The sequence below is a fragment of the Sinorhizobium fredii USDA 205 genome (genome assembly GCF_001461695.1).
Lineage (GTDB): Bacteria > Pseudomonadota > Alphaproteobacteria > Rhizobiales > Rhizobiaceae > Sinorhizobium > Sinorhizobium fredii.
Genome location: NZ_AUTC01000189.1, coordinates 13795 through 38608 on the forward strand (window position 1 = coordinate 13795; position 24814 = coordinate 38608).

General features: G+C 62.9%; 23 protein-coding genes and 1 pseudogene. 13 read left to right on the forward strand and 11 right to left on the reverse strand.

Annotation, left to right across the window (positions count from 1 at the left end):
* Window positions 1-148 precede the first annotated feature (148 nt).
* The 6 genes from lptF (at window position 149) to rsmA (ending at window position 7751) form a co-directional block, all read left to right on the forward strand.
* Window positions 149-1321 carry an LPS export ABC transporter permease LptF gene (gene lptF, locus N181_RS26760; RefSeq protein ID WP_014327839.1) on the forward strand — a complete coding sequence of 391 codons (1173 nt, stop codon included), beginning with the start codon at window positions 149-151 and terminating at the stop codon, window positions 1319-1321.
* Complete coding sequence (gene lptG, locus N181_RS26765; protein ID WP_037391153.1) at window positions 1318-2400, forward strand: LPS export ABC transporter permease LptG; 1083 nt, start codon at window positions 1318-1320, stop codon at window positions 2398-2400. Before lptF ends, lptG begins: the two co-directional genes overlap by 4 nt.
* The gene (locus N181_RS26770; RefSeq protein ID WP_037391155.1) at window positions 2400-4748 is read left to right on the forward strand and encodes an LPS-assembly protein LptD; all 2349 of its coding nucleotides are present in this window, start codon (window positions 2400-2402) and stop codon (window positions 4746-4748) included. The genes lptG and N181_RS26770 overlap by 1 nt, the downstream gene beginning before the upstream one ends.
* A gap of 194 nt (window positions 4749-4942) precedes the next feature.
* Window positions 4943-5887, forward strand: a complete 945-nt coding sequence (locus tag N181_RS26775; RefSeq protein WP_014327836.1) for a SurA N-terminal domain-containing protein — start codon at window positions 4943-4945, stop codon at window positions 5885-5887.
* An 11-nt stretch (window positions 5888-5898) separates the two neighbouring features.
* Window positions 5899-6927: a 4-hydroxythreonine-4-phosphate dehydrogenase PdxA gene (gene pdxA / locus N181_RS26780; protein WP_014327835.1), complete on the forward strand. Its 1029-nt coding sequence runs from the start codon at window positions 5899-5901 to the stop codon at window positions 6925-6927.
* Window positions 6927-7751, forward strand: a complete 825-nt coding sequence (gene rsmA, locus N181_RS26785; RefSeq protein ID WP_037431273.1) for a 16S rRNA (adenine(1518)-N(6)/adenine(1519)-N(6))-dimethyltransferase RsmA — start codon at window positions 6927-6929, stop codon at window positions 7749-7751. Before pdxA ends, rsmA begins: the two co-directional genes overlap by 1 nt.
* 129 nt (window positions 7752-7880) lie before the next feature.
* Here rsmA and gmk read toward each other — a convergent pair whose 3' ends face one another.
* The 7 genes from gmk to fabD form a co-directional block, all read right to left on the reverse strand.
* A complete protein-coding gene (gene gmk / locus N181_RS26790) occupies window positions 7881-8540 on the reverse strand; it encodes a guanylate kinase (RefSeq protein ID WP_014327833.1) in 660 nt (219 codons plus the stop codon).
* A 3-nt stretch (window positions 8541-8543) separates the two neighbouring features.
* The gene (locus N181_RS26795) at window positions 8544-9431 is read right to left on the reverse strand and encodes a YicC/YloC family endoribonuclease (protein WP_014327832.1); all 888 of its coding nucleotides are present in this window, start codon (window positions 9429-9431) and stop codon (window positions 8544-8546) included.
* Between the two features lie 204 nt (window positions 9432-9635).
* A complete protein-coding gene (gene mltG / locus N181_RS26800; RefSeq protein WP_014327831.1) occupies window positions 9636-10823 on the reverse strand; it encodes an endolytic transglycosylase MltG in 1188 nt (395 codons plus the stop codon).
* A gap of 285 nt (window positions 10824-11108) precedes the next feature.
* Complete coding sequence (fabF, locus tag N181_RS26805; RefSeq protein WP_060564019.1) at window positions 11109-12374, reverse strand: beta-ketoacyl-ACP synthase II; 1266 nt, start codon at window positions 12372-12374, stop codon at window positions 11109-11111.
* 215 nt (window positions 12375-12589) lie between these two features.
* On the reverse strand, window positions 12590-12826 hold the full coding sequence (locus N181_RS26810; protein WP_003531676.1) for an acyl carrier protein: 237 nt from the start codon (window positions 12824-12826) through the stop codon (window positions 12590-12592).
* 338 nt (window positions 12827-13164) lie between these two features.
* A complete protein-coding gene (gene fabG / locus N181_RS26815; RefSeq protein ID WP_014327829.1) occupies window positions 13165-13902 on the reverse strand; it encodes a 3-oxoacyl-[acyl-carrier-protein] reductase in 738 nt (245 codons plus the stop codon).
* 26 nt (window positions 13903-13928) lie between these two features.
* On the reverse strand, window positions 13929-14873 hold the full coding sequence (gene fabD, locus N181_RS26820) for an ACP S-malonyltransferase (protein ID WP_014327828.1): 945 nt from the start codon (window positions 14871-14873) through the stop codon (window positions 13929-13931).
* A gap of 330 nt (window positions 14874-15203) precedes the next feature.
* Between fabD and N181_RS26825 the strand changes: the two genes are divergently transcribed.
* The gene (locus N181_RS26825; RefSeq protein ID WP_014327827.1) at window positions 15204-16247 is read left to right on the forward strand and encodes an aldo/keto reductase; all 1044 of its coding nucleotides are present in this window, start codon (window positions 15204-15206) and stop codon (window positions 16245-16247) included.
* A 35-nt stretch (window positions 16248-16282) separates the two neighbouring features.
* Here the strand turns inward: N181_RS26825 and N181_RS26830 are convergent, their stop codons facing one another.
* Window positions 16283-16615 carry a four-helix bundle copper-binding protein gene (locus tag N181_RS26830; RefSeq protein WP_014327826.1) on the reverse strand — a complete coding sequence of 111 codons (333 nt, stop codon included), beginning with the start codon at window positions 16613-16615 and terminating at the stop codon, window positions 16283-16285.
* A gap of 368 nt (window positions 16616-16983) precedes the next feature.
* On the opposite strand from N181_RS26830, the gene rpsF reads away from it, so the two are divergent.
* The 5 genes and pseudogenes from rpsF to N181_RS26855 all read left to right on the forward strand — a co-directional run bounded on the left by rpsF (window position 16984) and on the right by N181_RS26855 (window position 21389).
* Window positions 16984-17433 carry a 30S ribosomal protein S6 gene (gene rpsF / locus N181_RS26835; protein ID WP_012707462.1) on the forward strand — a complete coding sequence of 150 codons (450 nt, stop codon included), beginning with the start codon at window positions 16984-16986 and terminating at the stop codon, window positions 17431-17433.
* A 25-nt stretch (window positions 17434-17458) separates the two neighbouring features.
* Entirely contained in the window at window positions 17459-17707 is a 249-nt protein-coding gene (gene rpsR, locus N181_RS26840) for a 30S ribosomal protein S18 (RefSeq protein ID WP_012707461.1), read from the forward strand.
* Window positions 17708-17898: 191 nt separating this feature from the next.
* Window positions 17899-18852 carry a YybS family protein gene (locus tag N181_RS26845; RefSeq protein ID WP_014327825.1) on the forward strand — a complete coding sequence of 318 codons (954 nt, stop codon included), beginning with the start codon at window positions 17899-17901 and terminating at the stop codon, window positions 18850-18852.
* A 35-nt stretch (window positions 18853-18887) separates the two neighbouring features.
* A pseudogene (gene rplI / locus N181_RS26850) lies at window positions 18888-19462 on the forward strand (50S ribosomal protein L9).
* Window positions 19463-19889: 427 nt separating this feature from the next.
* Window positions 19890-21389 carry a replicative DNA helicase gene (locus N181_RS26855; RefSeq protein WP_014327823.1) on the forward strand — a complete coding sequence of 500 codons (1500 nt, stop codon included), beginning with the start codon at window positions 19890-19892 and terminating at the stop codon, window positions 21387-21389.
* Between the two features lie 206 nt (window positions 21390-21595).
* On the opposite strand, the gene N181_RS26860 is transcribed toward N181_RS26855, so the two are convergent.
* From N181_RS26860 to N181_RS26870, 3 genes are all read right to left on the reverse strand, one after another.
* Window positions 21596-21901 carry an AzlD family protein gene (locus N181_RS26860; protein WP_014327822.1) on the reverse strand — a complete coding sequence of 102 codons (306 nt, stop codon included), beginning with the start codon at window positions 21899-21901 and terminating at the stop codon, window positions 21596-21598.
* Window positions 21898-22551, reverse strand: coding sequence for an AzlC family ABC transporter permease (locus tag N181_RS26865; RefSeq protein ID WP_048655341.1), 654 nt, complete (start codon window positions 22549-22551; stop codon window positions 21898-21900). Before N181_RS26865 ends, N181_RS26860 begins: the two co-directional genes overlap by 4 nt.
* Before the next feature lie 116 nt (window positions 22552-22667).
* Window positions 22668-23525 carry an AraC family transcriptional regulator gene (locus tag N181_RS26870; protein WP_014327820.1) on the reverse strand — a complete coding sequence of 286 codons (858 nt, stop codon included), beginning with the start codon at window positions 23523-23525 and terminating at the stop codon, window positions 22668-22670.
* Between the two features lie 142 nt (window positions 23526-23667).
* Here N181_RS26870 and alr point away from each other — a divergent pair, with 142 nt between their 5' ends.
* Window positions 23668-24807 carry an alanine racemase gene (gene alr, locus N181_RS26875; RefSeq protein WP_060564021.1) on the forward strand — a complete coding sequence of 380 codons (1140 nt, stop codon included), beginning with the start codon at window positions 23668-23670 and terminating at the stop codon, window positions 24805-24807.
* The last annotated feature ends 7 nt before the right edge of the window (window positions 24808-24814 follow it).

Sequence of the window (24814 nt, forward strand, 5' to 3'; positions counted from 1 at the left end):
CAGTTCTTCGCCTTATGTTATCCCTGTTGTTCGAGACTCCGAGTTTCGATGCAGGAAACGGAGACCGGTTCGGCCGGACCAGCGAATACGAGGCCCGTATACCCATGGACGGCTTGAATGAAGAGCAGGATTTAGGTCGGAAACGGGTATGAAGCTGATCGAACGCTACATCTTCCGGCGCGCCACGATCATGTTCCTGGCAACGCTCCTGCCGCTCCTCGGTATCGTCTGGACCACGCAGGCCCTGACCAACGTCAACCTCGTCACGGACAGCGGCCAGTCGATCTTCGCATTCCTCAAGCTTGCGACGCTGATCCTGCCTTCGGTCGTTCCGATCATTCTGCCCTTCGCGCTGCTGATCGGCGTCACCCAGACGCTGAGCGTGATGAACACGGATTCGGAACTGACCGTGCTCAACGCAGCCGGCAGCTCGCGCATGTCAGTCATCCGGCCGGTGATCTATCTCGCTGTCGGGCTGAGCGTCCTATCCTTCGTCATCGACAATTTCGTCGAGCCCTATTCGCGCGTTGCCGTGCGCAAGATGATTGCGACGGCGCATGCCGACCTGCTTTCCTCCGTCGTGCAGGAAAACGCCTTCCGGAAAATCACCGACGGACTTTACGTGCAGGTCGCCGCCCGGCGCAGCGGCGGCGTTCTGCATGGCATCTTCGTCGCCGATTCGCGCAACCCGAATTTCGAGCTCGTCTACTATGCGCGCGAGGGCGCGGTCGACGAGGAGCGCTCGGCGCTCGTTATGAAGGACGGCGAAGTGCATCGCAAATTGCCGGACGGCGGCGTCTCCGTCATCAAGTTCGATTCCTATGCCTTCGATCTCACCGACATGACCAGAACGGCGGGCGAGGCTACCATCCGGGCCAAGGATCGAGACCTCTTCTATCTCATCGATCCCGATCCGAACGATCCTTCCTACAAGCGCTCGCCGCTGGCCTTTACGGCGGAACTGCACCGCCGCCTCTCCGAGTGGACCTACCCGCTGCTCTTCGGATTGATCGCACTCGTCGTCAGCAGCGATGCCCGCTCGCACCGGGAGGCGCGCGTGCATCCGACGATCAGCGCTGTGGGTGCGGCTCTCGTCATCCGCTGGATGACCTTCTACGCCGGCAACAGCGCGGAAGATTCCATCTGGTTCGTGCCGCTCATGTACCTAGTGCCTCTGGTGACCGGCGCCCTGGCGATACGCCAGCTTGCCAGCAACCGCCGCCTAGACATACCGATGACCTGGAAGGAAAAGCTCACCGATCTCATGCTGCGGCTTCGGCTCGTGCGGCCGGCCGGCGTCGATGGGGAGCAGCCGTCATGATCCTCAACACCCTCGGACGCTATTTCTTCAAACGTTACATCGTTACAACGTTCTGGTTCCTGGTCGGCATCTTCGCGCTGATCTTCATCATCGATTTCAGCGAGCTCGCCAGCCGTATGTCGGCCTTGCCGCATTACACGGTCACCGGCGCGCTGCTGATGACGTCGTTCCGCATCCCGACCATCCTGCAGCAGACGGTCCCCTTCGTGGCGCTCTTTTCTGCTATGGCGGCGCTGATTTCGCTCAACCGCCGCTACGAGTTGGTCGTCACCCGGGCCGCCGGCATTTCCGTGTGGCAGTTCTTGAGACCCTTCGTGCTGGGCGCATTTCTCGTCGGCGTTCTCGCCGTCATCGCGCTCAACCCGCTTGCCGCCTGGGGGACAAAGAGGGCCGAAGCGCTGGAGGCGGAATGGGGCTCGTCTCGCTCGGCGCAATCCAATTCGATTCCGTGGCTCAGACAGATCTATGACGGCACGGACACGATCATTGGTGCCCGGTCCGTTCAGAACGGCGGCACGGAACTCATTAACGTCACCGTCATCCACTTTGATCCACAGGGAACGATCACCCTGAGGCAGGATGCGAAGTCGGCGAAACTGGAAGATGGTTACTGGCTCCTTAACGGAGTCACCGAAAGCGGCAACGGGCGCCTGCCTCGACGACTGGAAACGGTACAACTTCGTACGAATCTGAAGGCCGATTTCGTCCAGGAACGCCTGGCAAAGGCTGATTCCATTCAGTTTTTCGACCTGCCGCACAAAATCGAGGTGGCCCGATCCTTCGGCTTCTCGACCGACGCAATGGAGACCCAGCTGCACTCGCTCCTGTCGCTGCCGCTGCTTCTCGTTGCAATGACTTTGATCGCCGCTTGCGTGTCACTGAAATTTAGCCGGTTCAACCAATCGCGCTCGGTGATTCTCGGTGGAATCCTTTCAGGCTTCGTGCTTTATGTCGTCACCGTGCTTGTCAAAGCATTCGGGAGCAGCGGTATTGTGCCTCCGTTCGTTGCAGCCTGGTTGCCAGTTGTTGTAGCGATGGCGCTGGGCTCGACGATTCTATTGCATCAGGAGGATGGCTAGTGGCGGCAGGCAACCGCGGACCTGTGAAGCTTACCAACGCCGCCCTTCTTGCGGGCGTGGCGTTGCATGTGCTTGCCATCGGAATGCACGCGCCGGCCATGGCGCAGGACACCACGACCCGAATCGATGAGCTGCAGCCGAGCATTCCGGCTGACGCGAAACTCCTGCTGACCGCCAACGAGCTGGTCTACAACCGCGACACGGAAATCGTCACCGTGCGCGGCAACGTGCAGATCGAATATGGCGGCTACAAAATGGTGGCCCGCCGGGTCGACTACAATCAAAAGAGCGGTCGCATCCTTGCGACCGGGGAAGTCCAGCTGATCGAGCCAGGCGGCAACATCGTCTATGCCGACAAAATGGATGTCACCGATGATTTCGGCAACGGTTTCGTCACCGCGTTGCGAATCGAGACGACCGACCTTACCCGGCTCGCGGCCGAAAGCGGCGAACGGCGCAACGGCGAAGAATTCATTCTGAACAAGGCGGTCTATACCGCCTGCACGCCGTGCTCGACCAAGCCGGAGCACCGCTCGCTGTGGCACATCAAGGCGCAGCGGGTCGTTCAGAACGGCCGCACCCGCACGATTCGGCTCGAACACGCCTATTTCGAGCTATTCGGAAAACCCATCGCCTACATACCGGCGATGGAAATCCCCGACCATACGGTCAAGCGCAAGAGCGGTTTCCTCTTCCCGACATTCCGTTACGCTCAGAAACTCGGCGCCGGCGTCGGCATCCCCTATTATTGGGCGATCTCGCCCTATATGGACGCGACCGTCACCGCGACCGGGCTGACGCGCCAGGGCTTCCTGCTCGAAGGCGAGTTCCGCCAGCGGTTCCACAACGGCATGCACACGCTGAACGTCGCCGGCATCAGCCAGATGGACCGAGACCAGTTCACGCCTGGAACGGTTGATGCCGAGGAGACCGGGCGCGGCATGGTGGCGTCCAAGGGCCGTTTCGAGATCAATCCGCGCTGGACCTTCGGCTGGAACGTTCTCGTCCAATCGGACAACAACTTCGCCAAAACCTATGACCTTTCGTCGTTCGACGGCACGACCTATGTCAACCAGGCCTATCTGTCGGGCCTCGGCAAGCGCAACTATTTCGACCTGCGCGCCTTCTATTTCGACATCCAGGACGCCGATCCGAACAGCATCGCGGAAAACCAGCAGCCGATCGCGCAGGTTCTAGACTATTCCTACACCGCGCCCGAGCCGGTGCTGGGCGGCGAACTCAACGCCGACTTCAACTTCACGAACGTCAAGCGCAACCGGCTGGACCGGGATACGACTGTATTCGGTGTGGACCGCTTCCGCGGGCTCGAGGGCAGTTCTCACCGACTGACCGGCGAACTCGAATGGAAAAAGACGTTCATCGTGCCCGGGGGGCTCGCGCTGACGCCGCTGCTTGCGGCGCGCGGCGATGCCGTGGGCGTCAATGTCGACGACCCCATCGGCTACACCGGCGAATTCACCAGCAGCGATGCCGTGACGCGGGGCATGCTCACCGCGGGTCTCGAGGCCCGCTATCCGATCCTTTTCGCCGGTGAAACGAGCAGCCACGTGCTGGAGCCGATCGCGCAGCTCTACGCCCGCCCGAACGAACAATATGCCGGCGCACTGCCGAACGAAGATGCCCAGAGCTTCGTCTTCGATGCCACCAACCTCTTCGATCGTGACAAGTTTTCCGGCTTCGACCGCATCGAAGGCGGAACGCGCGCCAATGTCGGCATCCGCTATACCGGAAGCTTCGACAGCGGCTACGGCCTGCGCGCCATTGCGGGACAATCGTTCCACCTGGGGGGCCTCAACTCCTTCGCGACGGACGATCTCGTCAAGGTCGGCGCCGATTCGGGCCTGGAGACGGACCGGTCCGACTACGTCGCGATGGTCGGCGTCGACGCTCCTTCGGGCCTGATGGCAAGCCTCTCCGGTCGACTGGACGAGAAGGATCTCGATTTCCGCCGCGCCGACGCGACGGTCGGCTATCTCGGGCTGACATGGCAGGCCGCCTTCACCTACACGCGGATCGAGGCACAACCGCTCTACGGATCGCAATCCGACCAGGATGAAATCCAGACGGCGGCGGCCTACCGATTCCACGACTTCTGGTCGGTGTTCGGCGCGCTGACCTATGACATCAATAATGGCGTGGTCTCCCGCCACGGCGTGGGACTGACCTATGACGACCAGGACACGCTGTTCTCGATCGTCTACAAGTCGGAGCGGGATACGGACAGCACGGTCGCCAACGACTGGTCGATCGGTGCCCGCATCAGCTTCCGTACGCTCGGCGACATCAATGTGGGCGAGACCAGATTCGAAGAGTTGGACTATTTCTGAGACCTTCCCCGTTCTCTCCTTCTATCGTGAGCGCCATCTCGACGCCGCATAAATACGGCGCGATCGATTGATCACGCGCTCTTGTCATCGTTTAGCCGCATGTATTATGCATTTCCCACAAATTGATAGTGGGAAGGCGGACGATTGAGGCTGTGGCAACGGCTGCCAGCAATCGACGCGGGATGAGCAGGGAAATGACAATGGGCGGGAAATTCTCGATCGTGAGGGCGCTCTCCGCGTTGGCGGTCGCCGGAGTGCTGAGCATTGCTTCGGGTGCGGCCGTTCAGGCGGCGAGCGGAGTGAGTGTGATCGTCAACAATACCGTTATCACTTCGGGTGATATCGCCAAGCGCGTGGCGTTCCTTCGCCTGCAGCGCCAGGGCGGCGGTGCAGGCGAAGCCAAGAAGCAGCTGATCGACGAGGTGCTGAAGCGTGCCGAGATCGCGCGCGTCCAGCAATCGGTGAGCACCCAGGAGGTCGACGCCGCCTATGCGCGGTTTGCCGCCGGCAACAAGCTGTCGACCGAGCAACTCGGCAAGATCCTCGATCAGTCCGGCGTCGGCTCCGAGCATTTCAAGCAATATATCGCCGTGCAGATGAGCTGGCCGCGGGTTGTCAACTTCCGCTATGGCAGCGCCAGCCGCCTTTCCGGGGGCGATCTGGTCAAGCGCATGATGGAAGGCGGCGGCGACAAGCCGGTGACGACGGAGTATTTCCTGCAGCAGGTCATCTTCGTCATCCCGGAATCGAAGCGCGGCGCGATCACTGCCAAGCGCCAGGCCGAAGCCAATGCCTCGCGCTCGAAGTTCCCGGGCTGCGAAACGTCGAAGGTCTTTGCCGCGAACTACCGTGACGTATCGATCCGCAGTCTCGGCCGCGTGCTTGCCCAGCAATTGCCGGAGGATTGGAAGCCGCTCGTCGAAAAGGCGGGGGACGGCATGACGACCGGCACGCGCGTCACCGAAAAGGGCGTCGAATATCTGGCAATCTGCAAGAAGCGCCAGGTCAATGACGATGCCGCCGCCGAAGTCGTCTTCCGTGCCGAGGACATCGGCAAGAAGAAGGCCGGCGGCGAAGATCCGAACAGCGAGAAGTATCTCGAAGAACTGCGCTCCAAGGCGCAGATCGTCGACAAATAACACGGGCCACCATGAGCGACACGAGCGGCAGGCCGATCGCCCTGACGATGGGTGACCCGGCCGGTATTGGCCCGGATATTACTCTTGCCGTATGGGCAAGGAGAGAGGCGCAGGCGACTGCGCCTTTCCTCTTCATCGGCGACCCCGCGGTGCTTTCGGCACGCGCCAAGGCGCTCGGGCAAACGGTGCGGATCGAGGAGACCGATTGCCTCCACGCAGCCGCCGTCTTCGCGAACGCCCTGCCGGTACTGCCGATCCGCTGCCCTGTGCCCGTTGTCGCCGGCCGCCCGAGCGCTGAGAATGCGCCTGCCGTCACTGGTGCGATCGATAAGGCTGTCCGGCTCGTCATGGCCGGTGAGGCCTCGGCCGTGACGACCAATCCGATTGCCAAAGCTGTGCTTTACGAGGCAGGCTTCCGCTTCCCCGGCCATACGGAATATCTCGCCGATCTGGCGGAGAAGGCGACCGGAGCGTCCCTTCTGCCGGTGATGATGCTGGCGGGACCGAAGCTGCGCGCCGTTCCAGTGACGATCCATATTCCGCTCAAGGATGTTCCCGCCGCGCTGACGCCGGACCTGATCTACCGGACCTCCACGATAACCGCCGCCGATCTGAAGAGCCGCTTCGGGCTCACGACGCCACGTCTTGCCATCGCCGGCCTCAACCCGCATGCCGGCGAAGGCGGTGCGCTCGGGCTCGAGGACGACGCGGTCATCCGTCCGGTGATCGACCGGCTCCGCGCCGAAGGTCTCGACGTCGTCGGGCCGCTTCCGGCCGACACGATGTTCCACGATCGGGCAAGGCAGACCTATGACGTGGCGATCTGCATGTATCACGATCAGGCTTTGATCCCGGCCAAGGCGCTCGGCTTCGATGACAGTGTCAATGTGACGCTCGGCTTGCCCTTCATCAGAACCTCGCCGGACCACGGCACCGCCTTTGCGATCGCCGGCAAGGGCGTTGCCCGCGAGGACAGCCTGCAGGCGGCGTTGCGTCTTGCCGCGGAGCTTGCGGCCAATGCCGGGAAGGCACAGGGCTGATGGCAGCACTCGACGGTCTGCCGCCGCTTCGCGACGTCATCCAGCGCCATGGGCTGGATGCAAAGAAAGCGCTCGGGCAGAACTTCCTGCTCGACCTCAACCTCACCCAGAAGATCGCCCGCACGGCCGGTCCTCTCGACGACATCACCGTCATCGAGGTCGGCCCGGGTCCCGGAGGGCTGACGCGCGCCATCCTGGCGCTCGGCGCAAAGAAGGTCGTGGCAATCGAACGCGATCCGCGCTGCCTGCCGGCGCTGGCCGAAATCAGCGGCCACTATCCCGGCCGGCTCGATGTCGTCGAAGGCGACGCCCTGAAGGTCGATTTCGAGAGCCTCGGCGAGGGTCCGGTGCGTATCATCGCCAACCTGCCCTACAATGTCGGCACGCAGCTTCTCGTCAATTGGCTGCTACCCGAGCGTTGGCCACCTTTCTGGCAGTCGATGACCCTGATGTTCCAGCGGGAAGTCGCCTTGCGGATCGTCGCGGGAGCCGACGACGATCATTATGGCCGCCTCGGTGTCCTCTGCGGCTGGCGGACCAAGGCGCGCCTGGCCTTCGACGTGCCGCCGCAGGCCTTCACCCCTCCTCCGAAGGTCACCTCCACGGTCGTGCATCTCGAGCCGACCGACAATCCGATCCCATGCGCGGTCTCGGCGCTCGAGAAGGTCACGCAGGCGGCTTTCGGCCAGCGCCGCAAGATGCTGCGCCAAAGCCTCAAGCCGATCGGCGGCGAAGCGCTGCTCGGCAAGGCAGGTATCGACCCGCAACGGCGGGCCGAAACGCTGACGGTCGAAGAGTTCTGCCGGCTGGCGAATTGCCTTTGAACGGCAACCGTGATCGGTGCCGGGACCCTAAAGCGTCGCATTCGAACGTATTCACGCGGCGCGCTTTAGTTTCTTGTTTTTGTGCATGTCGTCATCCCAAGACCGCTGCACATTTTTGGGCGACATGCATTAGAACGGATTTTCCGTCAGAAGACCGTTGACGAATTCGAACAGGCCGGGACGCCGGTCGCGGCGCAGGCGCTCGGCTTCGATAATCGAGCGGACAGAAGAGAAGGCGCGGTCCAGATCGTCATTGACGACGATATAGTCGTATTCCCTCCAGTGCTCGATTTCCGCGCGCGAGTTGGCGAGCCGCGTCGCGATCACTTCCTCGGTGTCTTCGGCGCGCCGATGCAGGCGCGACTGCAGCTCTGCCATGGACGGCGGCAGGATGAAGATCGAGACCACGTCGCCCGCCATCTTTTCCTGCAATTGCTGCGCACCTTGCCAGTCGATATCGAAAAGCATGTCGCGGCCTTCGGCCATAGCCGCCTCGACGGCGTCGCGCGGCGTTCCGTAAAAGTTACCGTGCACCTCGGCCCATTCGAGAAGCGAGTCCGTCGCCCTCAAGGCGTCGAATTCGCGGACGGTCTTGAAGTAATAATGCTGGCCCTCGATTTCGCTGTGCCGCCTCTGGCGCGTCGTTACACTCACCGAAATGCTTAGTTCCGGATCATCCCGCAAGAGATTGCGCGCGATCGTCGATTTTCCGGCGCCTGAAGGCGACGAGATCACAAGCATCAATCCGCGACGGGCGATCTTGATGGGCGAAGCAGCCGCCGATTTCATGTCTTACTCCAGATTCTGAACCTGTTCGCGGAACTGGTCGATCACAACTTTCAATTCGATGCCCGCGGCCGAGACGGCGGCGGCGTTCGACTTCGAGCAGATCGTATTCGATTCCCGGTTAAATTCCTGTGCAAGGAAATCGAGCTTGCGTCCAACCGGGCCGCCTTTCGTCAAGAGCTCGCGGGCGGCGGCGATATGCGAACGGAGCCGGTCGACCTCTTCCCTGAGATCCGCCTTTGTCGCGAGCAGTGCCACCTCAGCATGCAATCTTTCGCGATCGATCGAAGACGCATTGTCCATGATCAGCGCGACCTGCTGTGCCAATCGTGCGGCAATCGCCGAAGGGCTCCTTGAGGGGTCGTTCTCCACGGTCGCCGTCAGCTCTTCAATGCGCTCCACCTGCGCCAACAGAACCTTTTCGAGCGCAGTTCCCTCGTCCTTGCGCATGGCCATCAGATCGGCGAGCGACAATTCCAGCCCCTTGACGATGTCGGCGTCGCGGGCGGAGCGCTCAGTCTCGCTTTCCTCCGGCTCACGAAGATCGATGATACCGCGGAGCGACAGAAGCGTATCGAACCTGAGCGGCGTCGGATCGACGAGGTCGCCCAATTGCTCGCGCAGTTTCAGGACAGCATCCAGGGCACCCCGGTTGATCACGGCTTCGACGGCCGTCTCGCCGCCGCTGACAGAGAGAGCGATCTGCAGATTGCCGCGCGAGAAATACTGCGGAGCGAGACGCCGACATTCGGGCTCGAAACGTTCCAGCCCCTGCGGCAGGCGCAGCCGCACATCGAGCCCCTTTCCATTGACCGACCGCAACTCCCAGGCCCAGCGATAGCGGCCGCTGCTCCCCTCTCTCCTGGCAAAGCCGGTCATCGATTGGAGCGGCATGGTTTCCTCCATTCGCTGCTGCGTGCGCCCGCTGAATCGCATGCCGATTCACGGACATGAACACCCAGCGTTTCTAAGACTACAGCGACCTCGCACCTTCGAAAGGACGCGCGGCTCTGTCGTGCAGAAGCAATAGGGCGACGGCGCGGCACCCCGCAAGGGATATCCGCGCCGTCGGCCGATCGTCCACAATACAGCCTGTCTCTATTGCGCGTCGGGTGCCGTGGCAGCATCCGCAGCCGCCTTTGCCGCCTCGGCCGCCTTTTCGGCCTCGAGTTTCCGCCACCGCCGCACATTCGCGTTGTGCTCATCGAGCGTCGCTGCGAAGACGTGCCCGCCGGTCCCGTCGGCGACGAAATAGAGCTCGGGCGTGCGCGAGGGGTTGGCCACGGCTTCCAACGCTGCCCTGCCGGGATTTGCGATCGGTGTCGGCGGCAGCCCCTTGATGAGATAGGTGTTGTAGGGCGTTTCCTTTTCGAGGTCGGACTTCAGGATCGCCCGGTCGGCGGGCTTACCCTCGCCCCCGAAGATGCCGTAGATGATCGTCGGATCCGACTGCAGGCGCATGCCCTTTTCCAGCCGGTTGATGAAGACGGAGGCGACCCGGGGCCGCTCGTCCGCACGCCCGGTCTCCTTCTCGACGATGGAGGCGAGCGTGACGAACTCCTCGACCGATGTGACCGGCAACTCCGGATCACGCTTTTCCCAGATCTGCTCGACAAGAGCCTTTTGCGCCGAAACCATCTGCTGGACGATTTCGGCCCGCTTCGTGCCGCGTGTGAATTTGTAGGTGTCCGGCTTAAGCGTGCCCTCGGCCGGCAGGTCCGCCGGCAGATCGCCGACGAGCACCGGGTCATCCGAAAGCTTGCGGAACATCTGCTTTACCGTCAGCCCTTCCGGCAGAGACACGGCATAAAGGATAGACTTGCCGGATTTCAGGAGTTCCATGATCTCCTGCATCGACGCATGCGCCTTGATCTCGTATTCACCGGCCTTCAACGTCTCATTGTCGAGATAGGCTTCGGAGACGAAGCGGAACACGCGGCTGTCGGTGATGATGTTGTTGCGCTCCAGGCCCTCGGCAATTTCAATGATGCCGGCGCCGCTGCGCACGATGAAGTTCTGGTTCGCCTCCAGGGGGCCGGGCTTCTCGTATGCATGCATCGCGTAGTAGACGGCGCCCGCCGCCGCCAGCGCCACGAAGACGACCACGGTCATCAGGAAATTGAGGAAGATGACCACCTGGCTGCGCGCTTTCCGGGACCGCTTTGGCGGCTCCGGTACCCGCTCCGGCCTCAGCGCCTCATTCGCCGATTTCGGAATGATCGGCCCGTTGCTCCCGGTTTCATTGCGGCCGAACTGCGCCGCGCTGTTCTCGTTTGAGTCGCTCACGATTATCCCGAATCCGAAACCCGCAATTCAATCGAGCCGCCGCCGGTGCGAATTTCGGCTTAGACCGGCAGCAAGCGTAAACGTGCACGAATGTGTCAGAGCAATAGACGGTCTACAAGCCAGATGTGCCTTGTGCGAACATAGCCAATCGGGGCGACGACGACACGACATCTCCCGCCGACAGCTTGTAGGGAGCATTGCGGCAAAAAGCGGGATAAAGCGCCATAGGAGACCGGTAGCGCGAGCGGTTTTTTCGTTCCCGCTACCGGAGCCGGCCCGGCGACATCAGTCGGCCTTGTAGCGGCGCAGCACCAGCGATGCATTGGTGCCGCCGAAACCGAAGGAATTCGACAGAGCGACGTTGATCTCGCGCTTGCGGGCAACATGCGGCACCAGGTCGATCTTGGTCTCGACCGACGGATTGTCGAGATTGAGGGTCGGCGGAGCGACGTTGTCGCGAATCGCCAGCGCCGAAAAAATCGCTTCGACCGCACCTGCAGCCCCGAGAAGATGGCCGATCGCCGACTTCGTCGAAGACATCGAGATCCTCGAAGCGCTGTCGCCGACCAGCCGCTCGACCGCGCCGAGCTCGATCGTGTCGGCCATCGTGGATGTGCCGTGAGCGTTGATATAGTCGACGTCGGCGGCCGTCAGGCCCGCGCGCTTCAGGGCCATCTGCATGCAACGGTAGGCGCCGTCGCCGTCCTCCGAGGGGGCGGTGATGTGGAAGGCGTCGCCGGAAAGGCCGTAGCCGACCACTTCGGCGTAGATCTTGGCGCCGCGCGCCTTGGCGTGCTCGAGTTCCTCGAGGATGACAATGCCGGCGCCCTCGCCCATGACGAAGCCGTCACGATCGGCATCATAGGGACGCGATGCCCTTTGCGGATCGTCGTTGTGCTGCGTCGAGAGAGCCTTGCAGGCGGCAAAGCCCGCCAGCGAAATGCGGCAGATCGGCGATTCGGTTCCGCCCGCCACCATGACGTCGGCGTCACCGAGCGCGATGAGGCGGCTTGCATCGCCGATCGCATGCGCGCCGGTCGAACAGGCCGTGACCACCGAATGGTTCGGACCGCGCAACTTGTGACGAATGGAAACCTGTCCGGAGGCAAGATTGATCAGGCGCCCGGGGATGAAGAAGGGCGAAAGCCGGCGCGGTCCCTTGTCGCGCAACGTGTAGCCACCCTCGACGATGCCTTCCAGGCCGCCGATGCCGGAGCCGATCAGCACGCCGGTGGCAATCTGGTCCTCGTCGCTTTCCGGCTTCCACCCAGCGTCCGCGAGCGCCATGTCGGCGGCGGCCATCGCATAGGTGATGAAGGGATCGACCTTGCGCTGCTCCTTGGGCTCCATCCAGTCGTCGGCATGGAAGGTTCCGTCGAAACCGTCACCGAAGGGGATACGGCAGGCGATCTTGGCGGGGAGGTCCTCGACCTCGAACTCGGTCACCTTTCGAGCGGCGTTGCCGCCGGCAAGAAGACGCGACCAGCTAACCTCGGTTCCGCAACCCAAAGGAGATACCATGCCGGTACCGGTGATAACGACACGTCTCATGCCCGTGACCCACCCTGATTGTTCCATTCCGGAGCAGAACCCGAACGCATACGACGAGCCCTATCCCTGCATCCCTTGCAGCTTCGACGATCAGAGGGAAAGGCGGGAGCTCTTTGCTGATCGCGACCCGCAGTCCAGGCGGGCCAGCCCACATCCCCAGGGCTGTACGGGCCGCAACTTGCGGCCCGCCGGCGGCCTTGAGGCCGCAGTAACGATTAGGCCTGAGCCTTTTCGATGAACTTGACGGCGTCGCCGACGGTCAGGATGGAATCTGCCGCGTCATCCGGAATCTCGACGCCGAATTCCTCTTCGAAAGCCATGACCAGTTCGACCGTGTCGAGCGAGTCCGCGCCGAGGTCATCGATGAAGCTTGCGCCTTCGCTAACTTTTTCGGCATCGACGCCAAGATGATCAATAACAATTTTCTTCACGCGTTCTGCGATATCGCTCATGTCGGAGTTCCTCGACCTTCGTTTTCTCTGCGGCGCCATTCTTGGCGCCGGTACTCATTCCCGCCTGATAGACCAAGATGGTCCACCGGGCAATCCATTCAACCGAAACGCCGAAACCCGTGACAGCAGGGGCTGCCGGACAACCTGGCCGGACCGGTCGACTGCGCACAGTCATGGCCCGATTAACACGGTTTAAGTCTGCCGCAAAGTCCGAAAATGCCCGACATTCGCTTGCTCAACATTGAATTTCAGGCATTTGGCATCAACGCGCAAACGCGCTGACCAAGGCTCCGGCGGCCGGTTGCAGGTTGCATCACCCGGTCGCCGGAAGTCCTGGGTCAGATCATCGCCATGCCGCCATTGACGTGAATGGTCTGGCCGGTGACGTAGCCAGCCTCGTTGGAGGCCAGATAGGCGACGGCGGAGGCGACTTCCGCACCGCTTCCCATGCGGCGCATCGGGATGGCCGCCATGATGCCTTCCTTCTGCTTGTCGTTCAGCTTGCCGGTCATCGCGCTCTCGATAAAGCCCGGCGCCACGCAATTGACCGTGACGTTTCGGGTGGCGATCTCCTGGGCGAGCGACTTGGAGAAGCCGATCATGCCCGCCTTCGACGCGCAATAATTGGCCTGGCCCGGATTGCCGGTGACGCCGACGACCGAGGTAATGTTGACGATGCGGCCGAAGCGCCGGCGCATCATCGGATGCGTCAGCTCGCGGGTCAGCCGGAAGACGGCCGTCAGGTTGACTTCCAGGACATTGTCCCAGTCTTCGTCGCTCATGCGGACGAAAAGGCCGTCCTTGGTGATGCCGGCATTGTTGACGAGGATATCCACCCCGCCGAGCTCCGTCTCCGCCTTCTCGCCGAGCGCCTTGACTTCGGCGCGATCGGAAAGATTTGCCGGGAAGATCTGCACGCGCTCGCCAAGCGAATTGGCGAGCGCCTCGAGCTTCTCGACGCGGGTGCCGTGGAGGCCGACAATTGCGCCTTGAGCGTGCAGCATGCGGGCGATTTCCTCGCCGATGCCGCCGGATGCGCCGGTAATGAGAGCCTTGCGGCCGGAAAGATCGAACATGGATTTCTCCCTTGTAATTGAGGTGCTCAGGCCAGAAGGGCGGCAAGCGCCGCGTCGATATCGGCGGGCGTATTGACGGCAATGCCGTTGACGGTCTTGTCGATGCGTCGGGCAAGGCCGGTCAGCACCTTGCCCGAGCCGATCTCATAGAGCGTCGTCACGTCGTTGGCGGCGAACCATTGAACCGTCTCACGCCAACGCACCTGGCCGGTCACCTGCTCGACCAGCAGCCGGGCGACCTCGCCGGCATCGCTGACCGGGGCGGCCAGGACATTGGCGACGACCGGTACGACCGGATCGCGCTTCTCGACCTTGGCAAGGGCTTCGCGCATGGCTTCGGCGGCGGGCGCCATCAGGGAGGAGTGGAAGGGTGCGGAGACCGGCAGCATCAAAGCACGCTTGGCGCCTTTTTCCGTGGCGAGTGCGGCCGCCTTTTCCACCGCCTGCTTCTCGCCCGAGATCACGAGCTGCCCCCCGCCGTTGTCGTTGGCGATCTGGCAGGCGCCGAGCGACGACGCTTCACGACAGACCGCCTCGACATCGTCATGCTCCAGGCCGATGATCGCCGCCATCGCGCCCTTGCCGACCGGGACGGCCGCCTGCATCGCATTGCCGCGAATGCCCAGCAGCCGCGCCGTGTCGGCAAGCGAAAAGGTCCCGGCCGCACAAAGCGCCGAGTATTCGCCGAGCGAATGGCCGGCCACGAAGGAGACCTTGCTTCCGAGATCGAGCCCCCTGGCCTCCAGCACGCGGATCACGGCGATCGAAACCGCCATCAGCGCCGGTTGTGCATTCGCCGTCAGTATCAGGGTTTCCTCCGGACCGTTCCAGATAGTGTCGGAGAGCTTTTCGCCAAGCGCGTCGTCGACTTCGGCGAAGACGGCAGCGGCCTCCGGAAAGGCGTCGGCCAGGTCCTTGCCCATGCCGACAGCCTGGCTGCCTTGACCGGGAAACGTGAATGCAATGCTCATCAGGAGTGCCCTTCCCTGGATCTCGACGGGCAATTTTCCGGCCCGTCGCCATCTGCTCTCTTGGTATCCGGGCGGAATGCGGGCGCAACCGCCTCAACTTCCTACCCCACCCGTGTTTTCCTCTCCATTCACATTCCTGAACGGCGAGTCAAGCGCGGAGCTTCGCCGGTTGCGGGCTTTTGCCCTTGATCTTCGTCAATCGAGGCGTAAGTTTGCCCCGCATCGCCGCATCCGTTCGATATCCTCCGGGTTGTGGCATCACCCTATTCGAGGGCGGCGCGTCTTTCCCTCCCACCGACGCGCCTTCGCCAGCACAAGGAACGTCACTTCATGCGCTACAACACGCTCGGCCGCACCGGCATCAAGGTTTCCGAAATCTGCCTCGGCACCATGACCTGGGGCTCGCAGAATACGCCGATCGAAGCCCACGGGCAGCTCGACTATGCATTTGAGTGCGGCGTCAACTTCATCGACACCGCCGAACTCTATCCGACGACGCCGCTGTCGGCCGAAACCTACGGCAATACCGAGCGCATCATCGGCGACTGGCTGGCTGGCCGCCGCCGGCGTGACGATGTGGTGCTTGCCACCAAGGTCGCCGGCCCCGGCCGACCCTATATCCGCAACGGCGGGCCGATGACGCCGGAAGGAATTGCCGAAGCCCTCGATGCCAGCCTCACGCGGCTGAAGACCGACTATGTCGATCTCTACCAGCTCCACTGGCCCAATCGTGGCCACTATCACTTCCGCAACGCCTGGTCCTACGACCCGTCGCGGCAGGACAAGGCACATGTCGCCGCCGACCTGAGGGCCATTCTCGACAAGCTCGGCGACCTTGTGAAGGCCGGCAAGATCCGCGCCATCGGCCTTTCGAACGATACCGCCTGGGGCGCGATGAAGATGCTCGACCTGTCGGAGAAACATGGCCTGCCGCGCGTCGCCACCGTCCAGAACGAATATAACCTGCTTTACCGCGCCTACGACCTCGATCTCGCCGAACTGTCACATCATGAAGATGTCGGGCTGCTTGCCTATTCGCCGCTCGCCGCCGGTCTCTTGACGGGCAAATATCTCGACGGAGCCAGGCCCGCCGGGTCGCGCCTGTCGATCAACGGCGACCTCGGCGGCCGCTTCACGCCGCACCAGGAGCCGGCGGTCGCCGCCTATGTGGCGCTGGCGCGCGAGCACGGCCTCGACCCGGCGCAGATGGCGCTCGCCTTCTGCCTGACGCGCCCCTTCATGGCTTCCGTCATCATCGGCGCAACATCGATCAAGCAGCTGAAGACCGATATCAGCGCCGCCGACATCGCGCTTTCGCAGGACGTGCTGAACGGCATCCGCCGCCTGCATCGGCTCTATCCGGCGCCGATCTGAGCGACGCCGAGCTCCTCTGGGCGGTAAACCGCGCCTCAGGCTGCCATCTGCCGGCAGCTTTCGGCGCAACGCTGGCAGGCGTCGACGCATTCGGCCATGCCGCCGATGCGTTCGCAGTCGGCCGCGCATTCGGCGCAGATCTCTGCGCATTCGCCGCAGACATGCCGGTGATGGGGCGTTCCGATCAGCATGAAATGCGCCGAAGTCCGGCATATCTCGGCGCAGGCCATCATCAGCCGGAAATGATCCGGCTCCGTGTGCTTGCCGCCCGCCTCCAGGCAATGGTTCATTGCCGTCGAAAGACAGGCGCGGTAGCAGGCGAGGCAATTCTCTATGCACTCCTGCATCTTTGGATCGATATGGTGCATCGTCTTCTCCTGCAGTTTTCCAACCCTGGCCAACAAGGAAGGGGAGCGATTGTTCCGCAGCTTGGTGCCGCGGGCGCTTCCAGAAATCGAGGGCAGCGCACGATCTTCCAATCGCGCCTTGCATTTCGGCCGAAAATCCGTATAAGCGCGCTGTTCGAAACGCCCGGTCTTCTGGCTGGTGGCTGAACGGAGGGCCGGCTTCCATCCCGGAGGCCGCCAGGAACGACAAGAGTTCCGGCCTCCCGTGTCTCCGCTCTCGACCGTCTCGATACAACACTTTCTTGCCGGCTCATCGCAGCCAATAAGAACAGTCGTTGAGGCTTAGCCGCCGAGGTCCGGGCTGATTAACGCAAGAAAGGCAAGCCACAATGGCTCTTTATGAACACGTATTCCTCGCCCGGCAGGACATCACGCCGCAGCAGGTTGATGCCCTGGTCGAACAGTACAAGGGTGTCCTCGAAGCGAACGGCGGCAAGGTCGGTCGTGTCGAGAACTGGGGCCTGAAGTCCCTCACCTACCGCATCAAGAAGAACCGCAAGGCTCACTACGTCCTCATGGACATCGATGCTCCGGCACCGGCAGTTCACGAAGTCGAGCGCCAGATGCGCATCAACGAAGACATCCTGCGCTACATGACGATCGCCGTCGAGAAGCACGAGGAAGGTCCGTCCGCGATGATGCAGAAGCGCGACCGTGACGACCGTCCGCGCCGCGACGGCGACCGTCCGGATCGTGGTGGTTTCGGTGACCGTGGTCCGCGCCCGGACCGTGGCGATCGTGACGACCGTCCGCGCCGCCCGCGCGAAGACCGCGCGTAATCAGAAACTTTAGGAGATAAAGACAATGGCTGAAGTTTCTTCCGCTCCGGTCCGCCGCCCGTTCCACCGCCGCCGCAAGACCTGCCCCTTCTCGGGCGCAAACGCGCCGCGGATCGACTACAAGGACGTTCGTCTCCTGCAGCGCTACATTTCCGAGCGCGGCAAGATCGTTCCTTCCCGCATCACGGCCGTTTCCCAGAAGAAGCAGCGCGAGCTCGCCCAGGCGATCAAGCGTGCACGCTTCCTCGGCCTGCTGCCCTACGTCGTATCGTAAGGCTGACTCTCCGTTGGGCGTCTGACTCAACGGTAGCTGACTCCGCGTCAAGGCGCTTCCTTCGGGTGAGCGGCTTGACGCCTCCCTTCCGCGGTGGGCGCGGATCGGAACCGGCGCGGAATGCGCCAAAATCCCATGTTGGGGCAGGCAAAGAGCGCGCCCCTAACTGCGTTTGAAGCAGGACAGCGAACGTGCAGAACTGGAACAGGACATCGCTGATCACCGGCGCGCTTGCCGGTATCGCCGCCGCCCTTCTTTCGATGGGCGCGAACACGCAGTCGTCCCTTGCAATCGTTCTCTATGCCGCTTCCGCACTGCCGATCCTGATTGCCGGGCTCGGCTGGGGCAACGCCGCGGCGGTCACCGCGATCATCGCGGCGGGCGTTACGGCGGCAAGCCTGGTTTCGTCCTATTTCGCGCTGCTCATCCTGGTCGTCACGCTGGTTCCGGCCGGCTGGCTCAGCCATCTCGCCAATCTGGCGCGCCCGGCCCCGGAACTCGGCGGCCCCGAGGGCGCGCTTGCCTGGTATCCGCTCTCCGACATCCTCGGCCACCTCGCCGGACTCGTTACCCTCGGCATGATCATCGTCGCGACCATCGTCGGATATGATTCAAGCGTCTCCGACCTGATGGTCGACATGGTCGTCGAGGCGGTGAAGGCCCAGGAGCCGCTCTACAATCCCGACGCGGCCGCCATTGCCCAACTCAAGTCGATGTTCACACTGGCGCTGCCGCTTGTGCAGGGCGCGATCTGGGTGGTCATGCTGTTTGCGGCCTATTACATCGCGACGCGGATCGTACAGATGTCGGGACGATCCGTCCGGCCGCGCGAGGACATCCCCTCGTCCCTCAGGATGCATCGCAACGCCATCTTCGTCTTCCTCGCCGGGCTCATCCTGACGTTTCTGGGCGGGGCGCCGGCGGCGATCGGCGCGCTCGTCTGCGGGACTTTCGGGGCGGGGTTCCTGCTCTCGGGCTTCGCCTCATTCCATTTCCGCACGCGTGGCAAGTCCTGGCGGCTTCCCGTGCTGTGGATCGCCTATCTGTCGGTGCTCGTCTTCACGATCCCGGCGGTCTTCTTCCTCCTGTCCGGATTGACCGACACGCGACGCACCATCGCAGTCACACCGGCGGGAAAAAGCTAACCAACGAACAATGCCAAACTGAAAGGAAACTCAACATGGAAGTCATTCTCCTCGAACGCATCGCCAAGCTCGGCCAGATGGGCGAAACCGTAAAGGTTCGCGACGGCTTTGCCGTAACTACCTGCTGCCGCTCGGCAAGGCGCTGCGCGCCAACGCCGCCAACAAAGCCCGCTTCGATTCCGAGCGTGCAACGCTCGAGGCCCGCAACCTCGAGCGCAAGTCGGAAGCCCAGACGGTTGCCGAGAAGCTCGACGGAAAATCCTTCGTGATCGTCCGCACGGCCGGCGAAACCGGCCAGCTTTACGGTTCGGTTGCCGCACGCGACATCGTCGACGTGCTGGCCGCTGAAGGCTTCAACATCAACCGCAACCAGGTCAACCTCAACCAGCCGATCAAGTCGATCGGCGTTCACAAGGTGACGTTGCACCTGCACGCGGAAGTCGACGTCGTCGTCGAACTCAACGTCGCGCGTTCGGCCGAAGAGGCCGAGCGTCAGGCGAAGGGCGAAAGCCTGACCTCGGCCGAGGCGATCTACGGCGTCGACGAAGATGCCCTGAAGCCGGAAGACTTCTTCAATCCGGAAGCCGAGTTCGCTGCCGAAGAAGAATAAGGTTCAGCCACGGAGCTGAAACAAGAAGCCCGGATCCCCGATCCGGGCTTTTCTTTTGCCGTCACGAACGGTGTGCGAAGGCGATTCCCGGACGACGCGCGAAAGCGAATCAGATAGATTTGTGACCGACCTTGGTCCTACAGCGCCGTGCGTCTTTTCATGCGCACAAAGGTCGCTGTAGCACTTTGAATTGCTGCATGTTTTTATCCTTAAATCGGCACGATTCAAGGAAACATGCAGGAGCGCAATGCCCGGCGTGGCATGTTTCGGGTCCACCCGCGCCCCCTGTGAATCAGTGTGAACAACCGCCAAAATTCGCTGGCGGAGTCGCAAGCTACGGCACTGTTGCACAGCTACACTAGACGTGGCCGAGGGCAGCCAGCAAACCAATTGGCTCACGGAAACTAGAGGCGGACACGGACCTACCATGAACGACGCAGCGCGAAAGCTCGCTCCCTTGCCCAAGGATCAGGCGGACCAGCATTACCGCGAAGCGCCGAACAACCTGGAAGCCGAACAGGCGCTGCTCGGCGCCATCCTCGTCAACAACGACGCCTTCTACCGCGTCTCCGACTTCCTGAAGCCCGTGCATCTCTACGAGCCGCTGCACCGCAAAATCTTCGAGGTCGCCGGCGAAATCATCCGCATGGGCAAGACCGCCAACCCGGTCACGGTCAAGACCTTTCTCAAGGCCGACGATAAAGTCGGCGACCTGACGGTTGCGCAGTACCTCGCGCGTCTTGCCGCGGAAGCCGTTTCGATCATCAACGCCGAAGATTACGGCCGGGCGATCTACGACCTGGCGCTCCGCCGATCGCTGATCACCATCGGCGAGGACATGGTCAACATCGCCTTTGACGCGCCGCTCGACATGCCGCCGCAGAGCCAGATCGAGGACGCCGAACGGCGCCTTTTCGAGCTCGCCGAAACCGGCCGCTACGACGGCGGCTTTCAATCCTTCAACGACGCCGTGGCGCTTGCCATCGACATGGCCGGACAGGCCTTCGAACGCGACGGGCACCTTTCCGGCATCTCCACCGGCATTCATTCGCTCGACGGCAAGATGGGCGGCCTGCAGCGCTCGGATTTGATCATCCTCGCCGGCCGTCCGGGCATGGGCAAGACCTCGCTTGCCACCAATATCGCCTACAACATCGCCGCGTCATATGAACCGGAAGTGCAGCCCGACGGCTCCTTCAAGGCGAGAAACGGCGGCGTCGTCGGCTTCTATTCGCTCGAAATGTCGTCCGAGCAGCTCGCCACCCGTATCATCTCGGAGCAGACCGAGGTGTCGTCCTCGAAGATCCGTCGCGGCGATATCTCCGAAGCCGATTTCGAGAAGCTCGTCGCCTGCTCGCAGATGATGCAGAAGGTGCCGCTCTACATCGACCAAACCGGCGGTATCTCGATTGCCCAGCTTGCGGCGCGCGCCCGCCGCCTGAAGCGTCAGCGCGGCCTCGACGTCCTGGTCGTCGACTACGTCCAGCTCATGTCCGGCTCGAAGAAATCGGGCGAAAACCGCGTGCAGGAAATCACCGAGATCACCACGGGGCTCAAGGCCCTCGGCAAGGAATTGAACGTGCCGATCATCGCCCTGTCGCAGCTGTCGCGCGCCGTGGAAAGCCGCGAAGACAAGCGGCCGCAGCTTTCGGACCTGCGCGAATCGGGCTCGATCGAACAGGACGCCGACGTGGTGCTTTTCGTGTTCCGCGAGGAATACTATGTGAAGAACATGGAGCCCCGCGACGAGCTCGACCCGAAATACGAAGAGTGGAAAATGCAGATGGAGCGGGTGAAGGGCACGGCCGACGTGATCATCGCCAAGCAGCGTCACGGACCGACCGGCACCGTGAAACTCGCCTTCCAGTCGGAATTCACCCGCTTCTCGGACCTCGCCGATCCGTCGTTCACCCAGTACGAGCATTGAGGGCGCGGAAGTATTTTCTGCCCCTCATCCGGCTGCCGCCACCTTCTCCCCGCAAGCGGGGCGAAGGGACGAGAGGCACCGCCTTCGCTCCCCATCGTGGCAGCGGGCCGACGTTCCGCGAGGGCGCCGCGAGTCTCCTTCGCCCCGCCTGCGGGGAGAAGGTGGCCGGCAGGCCGGATGAGGGGCAAAAAATCTAGACCCCACCCTTACGCCCCGATTAGCGCTCTCGCGACAGCAACGACAAACACCCCGATCGCCACGGCTGCTAGCAACGGCAGTCGCATTGCGGCGAGCGCCGTTGCAACGGTCGCGAGAGTCTCGGCCGGCCCGGTGGCAAGCGCCGTCGGGGCGATGACCGCCATCAGCACCGCGGGAGGGATCGCCTCCAAAGCGCGCTTCTGCTGCGGACCGATCGCCACAAAGCGGATCACCAGAAGTCCGGCCATGCGTGTCAGCACCGTGGCAACGGCCATCGCGACAATGGCGAGGAAGGTATCGAGATCGAGCGTCATGCGCAGGCCTCCTGATGCCGGTTCGTGACGAGCGTTGCAGCGACGCCGGCCGCGGCACCTGCCGCGATGTACCAGACGCCCGGAAGGAACTGATGGGCAAGGACCGCCGCCGTGGCGCTGGCGGCCAGGACGGCGCCGGTGTCGCGCCCCTTCCAGAAGCCCATCACCAGGACGGTGAAGACCGCTGGAAACGCGAAATCCAGACCGATCGCCTCGGGGTCGCCGAGGAAAGCGCCGGCGGCGGCACCCGCAAGACTTGCCAGAACCCAGACGCAATAAAACGGCACGGCAAGACCCGCATACCAGGCGGGGGTGAGCCGGTTCTCCCCGGCGCGGACTTCGGCCATCGCCCAGATTTCGTCGGCGAGCAGCAGCATCGCGGCATATTTTGCCGGGCCGGAAAACGCCGGCATCTTGGTACCGATCGAAGCGCTCATCAAGACATGGCGGATGTTGACGAGCAGGGCCGAAAAGGCGAGCGCGCCCCACGACGCCGGATGCGTCCAGATGTCCATGGCGACGAACTGCGACCCGCCGGCAAAGACAAGCACGCTCATCAGCGTCGCCTCAAAGCTGCTCAGGCCCTTGCTTGCGGCAACCGCGCCGAAGACCAGGCCGATCGGTATGACGGCGACAGTCAGGGGCGCCATCGCCCGCATGCCGCCGAAAAACTCCTGAGATATCCCTACCCTTTTCACGTCCACGATCTCCGCATTGTTTGCAGAGTTCTAGAAGCAGGGTGGCGGCCGGTCTTGAACGAAAGTGATCACCCGGCGCGGAAGGCCCCCGGCGTCACGCCGGTGCGCGCCTTGAAATGGCGGGTAAAATGCGCCTGGTCCGCAAAGCCGCAATGATAGGCGGTATCGGCCGGCGACCAGCCCTGGCGCAGGAGCGTCCTTGCCTCGCGCACCCGCTTGTCGGTCAGGAAGGCATGCGGCGTGATATGGAATTCCTTGCGGAACGCCCGGATCAGATGGGCGCGGCTGAGGCCGGCCACCTTGGCAAGCTCGTCGAGACCGATGTCGCTCGAATAGTTTTCGAGCAGGTAGTCGCGGGCGCGGTGCACGGCGGAACTCTCGCGCGTGCGGACCGGAACGATGATGGCGCTGCCGTGCCGCTCGAACAGCGTCGCAAGGAATCCGAACATGCCTTCGTCGGCCTCGAGCGCTCCGGTTTTTCCCTCCAGCAGCTGATGCGCACGACGGAAGGCGGCTGCGAGTTCGGTGTCGGTCAGCCACTGCCGCGAAAAGCAGGGCGTGCCGCGGAAGGGACGGCCGGTGATGTCCTCGAGAATCTCGACGAAAAGCGCCGCCGACGGATAGATCATCCGGTAGCGATAGCCGTCATTGCCGGGATGTCCGTCATGAACTTCATCGGGATTGATCAGGTAGAGATCACCCGGCCCCGTCTGCGAGCGCTCGCCCTTGATGGTGCTGATCTGCGAGCCCGCCTCGATGGCGCCGATGCTGAAGGTGTCGTGCGCGTGCGGCGCGAACTCATGGGTGATGAAGGTCGCACTCAGGCATTCCATGCCGTTGAACCGCGCATCCCGCCAGAAACGGGTCTGCTCGGCTCCCTTGAGCGGCATGGCCTCGATGGCCTCTTCCTGAGAGATCGTATGCATCGGGCAATTCTAGCGGCGCGGAATTTCTTCGTCTTGCATAAAAGTGCTCATCATACCGGCAAGCCCGGTATCGCGCCGAAGCCGTTTGCGGCATCGGGCGCTTGGATGTATTGCTGAGCCATCGCCATTCAAGAGCTCGCCCATGCACAGCCCCGAATTTCTCGCTGCCTCGAACCGGCTTACCATCGACCTGACGGCGCTCGCCGACAACTGGCGGGCGATGAACGAGCGGTCGGGCAAGGCGCGTGCCGCTGCCGTGCTCAAGGCCAATGCCTATGGGATCGGCGTCGCGCATGCGGCACCGACCCTTTACGCGGCAGGTGCGCGGGATTTCTTCGTCGCCGATGCCGAGGAAGGCGCCGAGCTTCGTCCGCTCCTTCCGGACGCCCGCATCTATATTCTCGCCGGCATGTGGCCCGGCAATGAGGAGCTTTTCTTCGCCAACGACCTAGTGCCGATCATCAACTCGGAGGAGCAGCTTGCCGTTTTCATGGCGGCGCTTTCCGAGCGGGGCGACCATCCTTGCGTTCTCCATGTCGATACCGGCATGAACCGGCTCGGCCTCTCGGTCGAGGAGGCCATCGCCCGCGCCCACGATCCGGCCCGCCCGGCGAGCTTTTCGCCGGTGCTGGTGATGAGCCATCTCGCCTGCGGCGACGATCCCAGACATCCGATGAATCTCTACCAGCTCCAGCGCTTTCGGGAGGTGACAGCCGCGTTCGAAGGCGTGCCCGCGAGCCTTGCGAATTCCGGCGGCGTTTTTCTCGGCGAGGACTACCATTTCGACCTCACCCGTCCCGGCATCGCGGTCTATGGCGGTGAAGCGGTCAACGGCGCCCTCAACCCGATGAAGCCGGTCGTCACGGCCGAAGCCCGCATTTTGCAATTGCGCACGATTCCGTCGGGTGGAACGGCGAGCTACGGCGCGTCGGCCCGATTTGCCCGCGACAGCCGCATCGCGACGGTCGCGATCGGCTATGCCGACGGCTATCACCGTTCGGTGTCGGGCGGCGGGGTCACGCTGAGGCAGGCGACGCCGTCGGGTGCCTATGGCTTCCTGCACGGCAAGAAGGTCCCGCATGTCGGCCGGGTCACGATGGACCTCAGCCTGTTCGACGTCACCGACCTGCCGGAACGCGCCGTGCGCGCCGGCGACTACATCGAGCTTTTCGGTCCGAACGTCGCCATCGACGAGGTCGCGCGTGCCGGCGGTACGATCGGCTACGAACTCCTGACCAGCCTCGGGCAACGCTATTGCCGAACCTATGTCGGCGGCGTCTGAGCGTCGT

Excerpts from the sequence above, each read along its gene's own strand:
- fabG (WP_014327829.1), bottom strand. The coding sequence starts at position 13,902 with ATGTTCGATCTTTCCGGCCGCAAGGCTCTCATTACCGGCGCATCCGGC.
- N181_RS26795 (WP_014327832.1), bottom strand. The coding sequence starts at position 9,431 with ATGCCGCTCCAATCGATGACCGGCTTTGCCAGGAGAGAGGGGAGCAGC.
- N181_RS26855 (WP_014327823.1), top strand. The coding sequence starts at position 19,890 with ATGAACGACGCAGCGCGAAAGCTCGCTCCCTTGCCCAAGGATCAGGCG.
- N181_RS26830 (WP_014327826.1), bottom strand. The coding sequence starts at position 16,615 with ATGCACCATATCGATCCAAAGATGCAGGAGTGCATAGAGAATTGCCTC.
- gmk (WP_014327833.1), bottom strand. The coding sequence starts at position 8,540 with ATGAAATCGGCGGCTGCTTCGCCCATCAAGATCGCCCGTCGCGGATTG.
- fabF (WP_060564019.1), bottom strand. The coding sequence starts at position 12,374 with ATGAGACGTGTCGTTATCACCGGTACCGGCATGGTATCTCCTTTGGGT.
- N181_RS26775 (WP_014327836.1), top strand. The coding sequence starts at position 4,943 with ATGACAATGGGCGGGAAATTCTCGATCGTGAGGGCGCTCTCCGCGTTG.
- N181_RS26810 (WP_003531676.1), bottom strand. The coding sequence starts at position 12,826 with ATGAGCGATATCGCAGAACGCGTGAAGAAAATTGTTATTGATCATCTT.
- N181_RS26860 (WP_014327822.1), bottom strand. The coding sequence starts at position 21,901 with ATGACGCTCGATCTCGATACCTTCCTCGCCATTGTCGCGATGGCCGTT.
- N181_RS26865 (WP_048655341.1), bottom strand. The coding sequence starts at position 22,551 with ATGGCGCCCCTGACTGTCGCCGTCATACCGATCGGCCTGGTCTTCGGC.
- N181_RS26870 (WP_014327820.1), bottom strand. The coding sequence starts at position 23,525 with ATGCATACGATCTCTCAGGAAGAGGCCATCGAGGCCATGCCGCTCAAG.
- lptG (WP_037391153.1), top strand. The coding sequence starts at position 1,318 with ATGATCCTCAACACCCTCGGACGCTATTTCTTCAAACGTTACATCGTT.
- rsmA (WP_037431273.1), top strand. The coding sequence starts at position 6,927 with ATGGCAGCACTCGACGGTCTGCCGCCGCTTCGCGACGTCATCCAGCGC.
- lptF (WP_014327839.1), top strand. The coding sequence starts at position 149 with ATGAAGCTGATCGAACGCTACATCTTCCGGCGCGCCACGATCATGTTC.
- alr (WP_060564021.1), top strand. The coding sequence starts at position 23,668 with ATGCACAGCCCCGAATTTCTCGCTGCCTCGAACCGGCTTACCATCGAC.
- pdxA (WP_014327835.1), top strand. The coding sequence starts at position 5,899 with ATGAGCGACACGAGCGGCAGGCCGATCGCCCTGACGATGGGTGACCCG.
- N181_RS26825 (WP_014327827.1), top strand. The coding sequence starts at position 15,204 with ATGCGCTACAACACGCTCGGCCGCACCGGCATCAAGGTTTCCGAAATC.
- rpsF (WP_012707462.1), top strand. The coding sequence starts at position 16,984 with ATGGCTCTTTATGAACACGTATTCCTCGCCCGGCAGGACATCACGCCG.
- rpsR (WP_012707461.1), top strand. The coding sequence starts at position 17,459 with ATGGCTGAAGTTTCTTCCGCTCCGGTCCGCCGCCCGTTCCACCGCCGC.
- fabD (WP_014327828.1), bottom strand. The coding sequence starts at position 14,873 with ATGAGCATTGCATTCACGTTTCCCGGTCAAGGCAGCCAGGCTGTCGGC.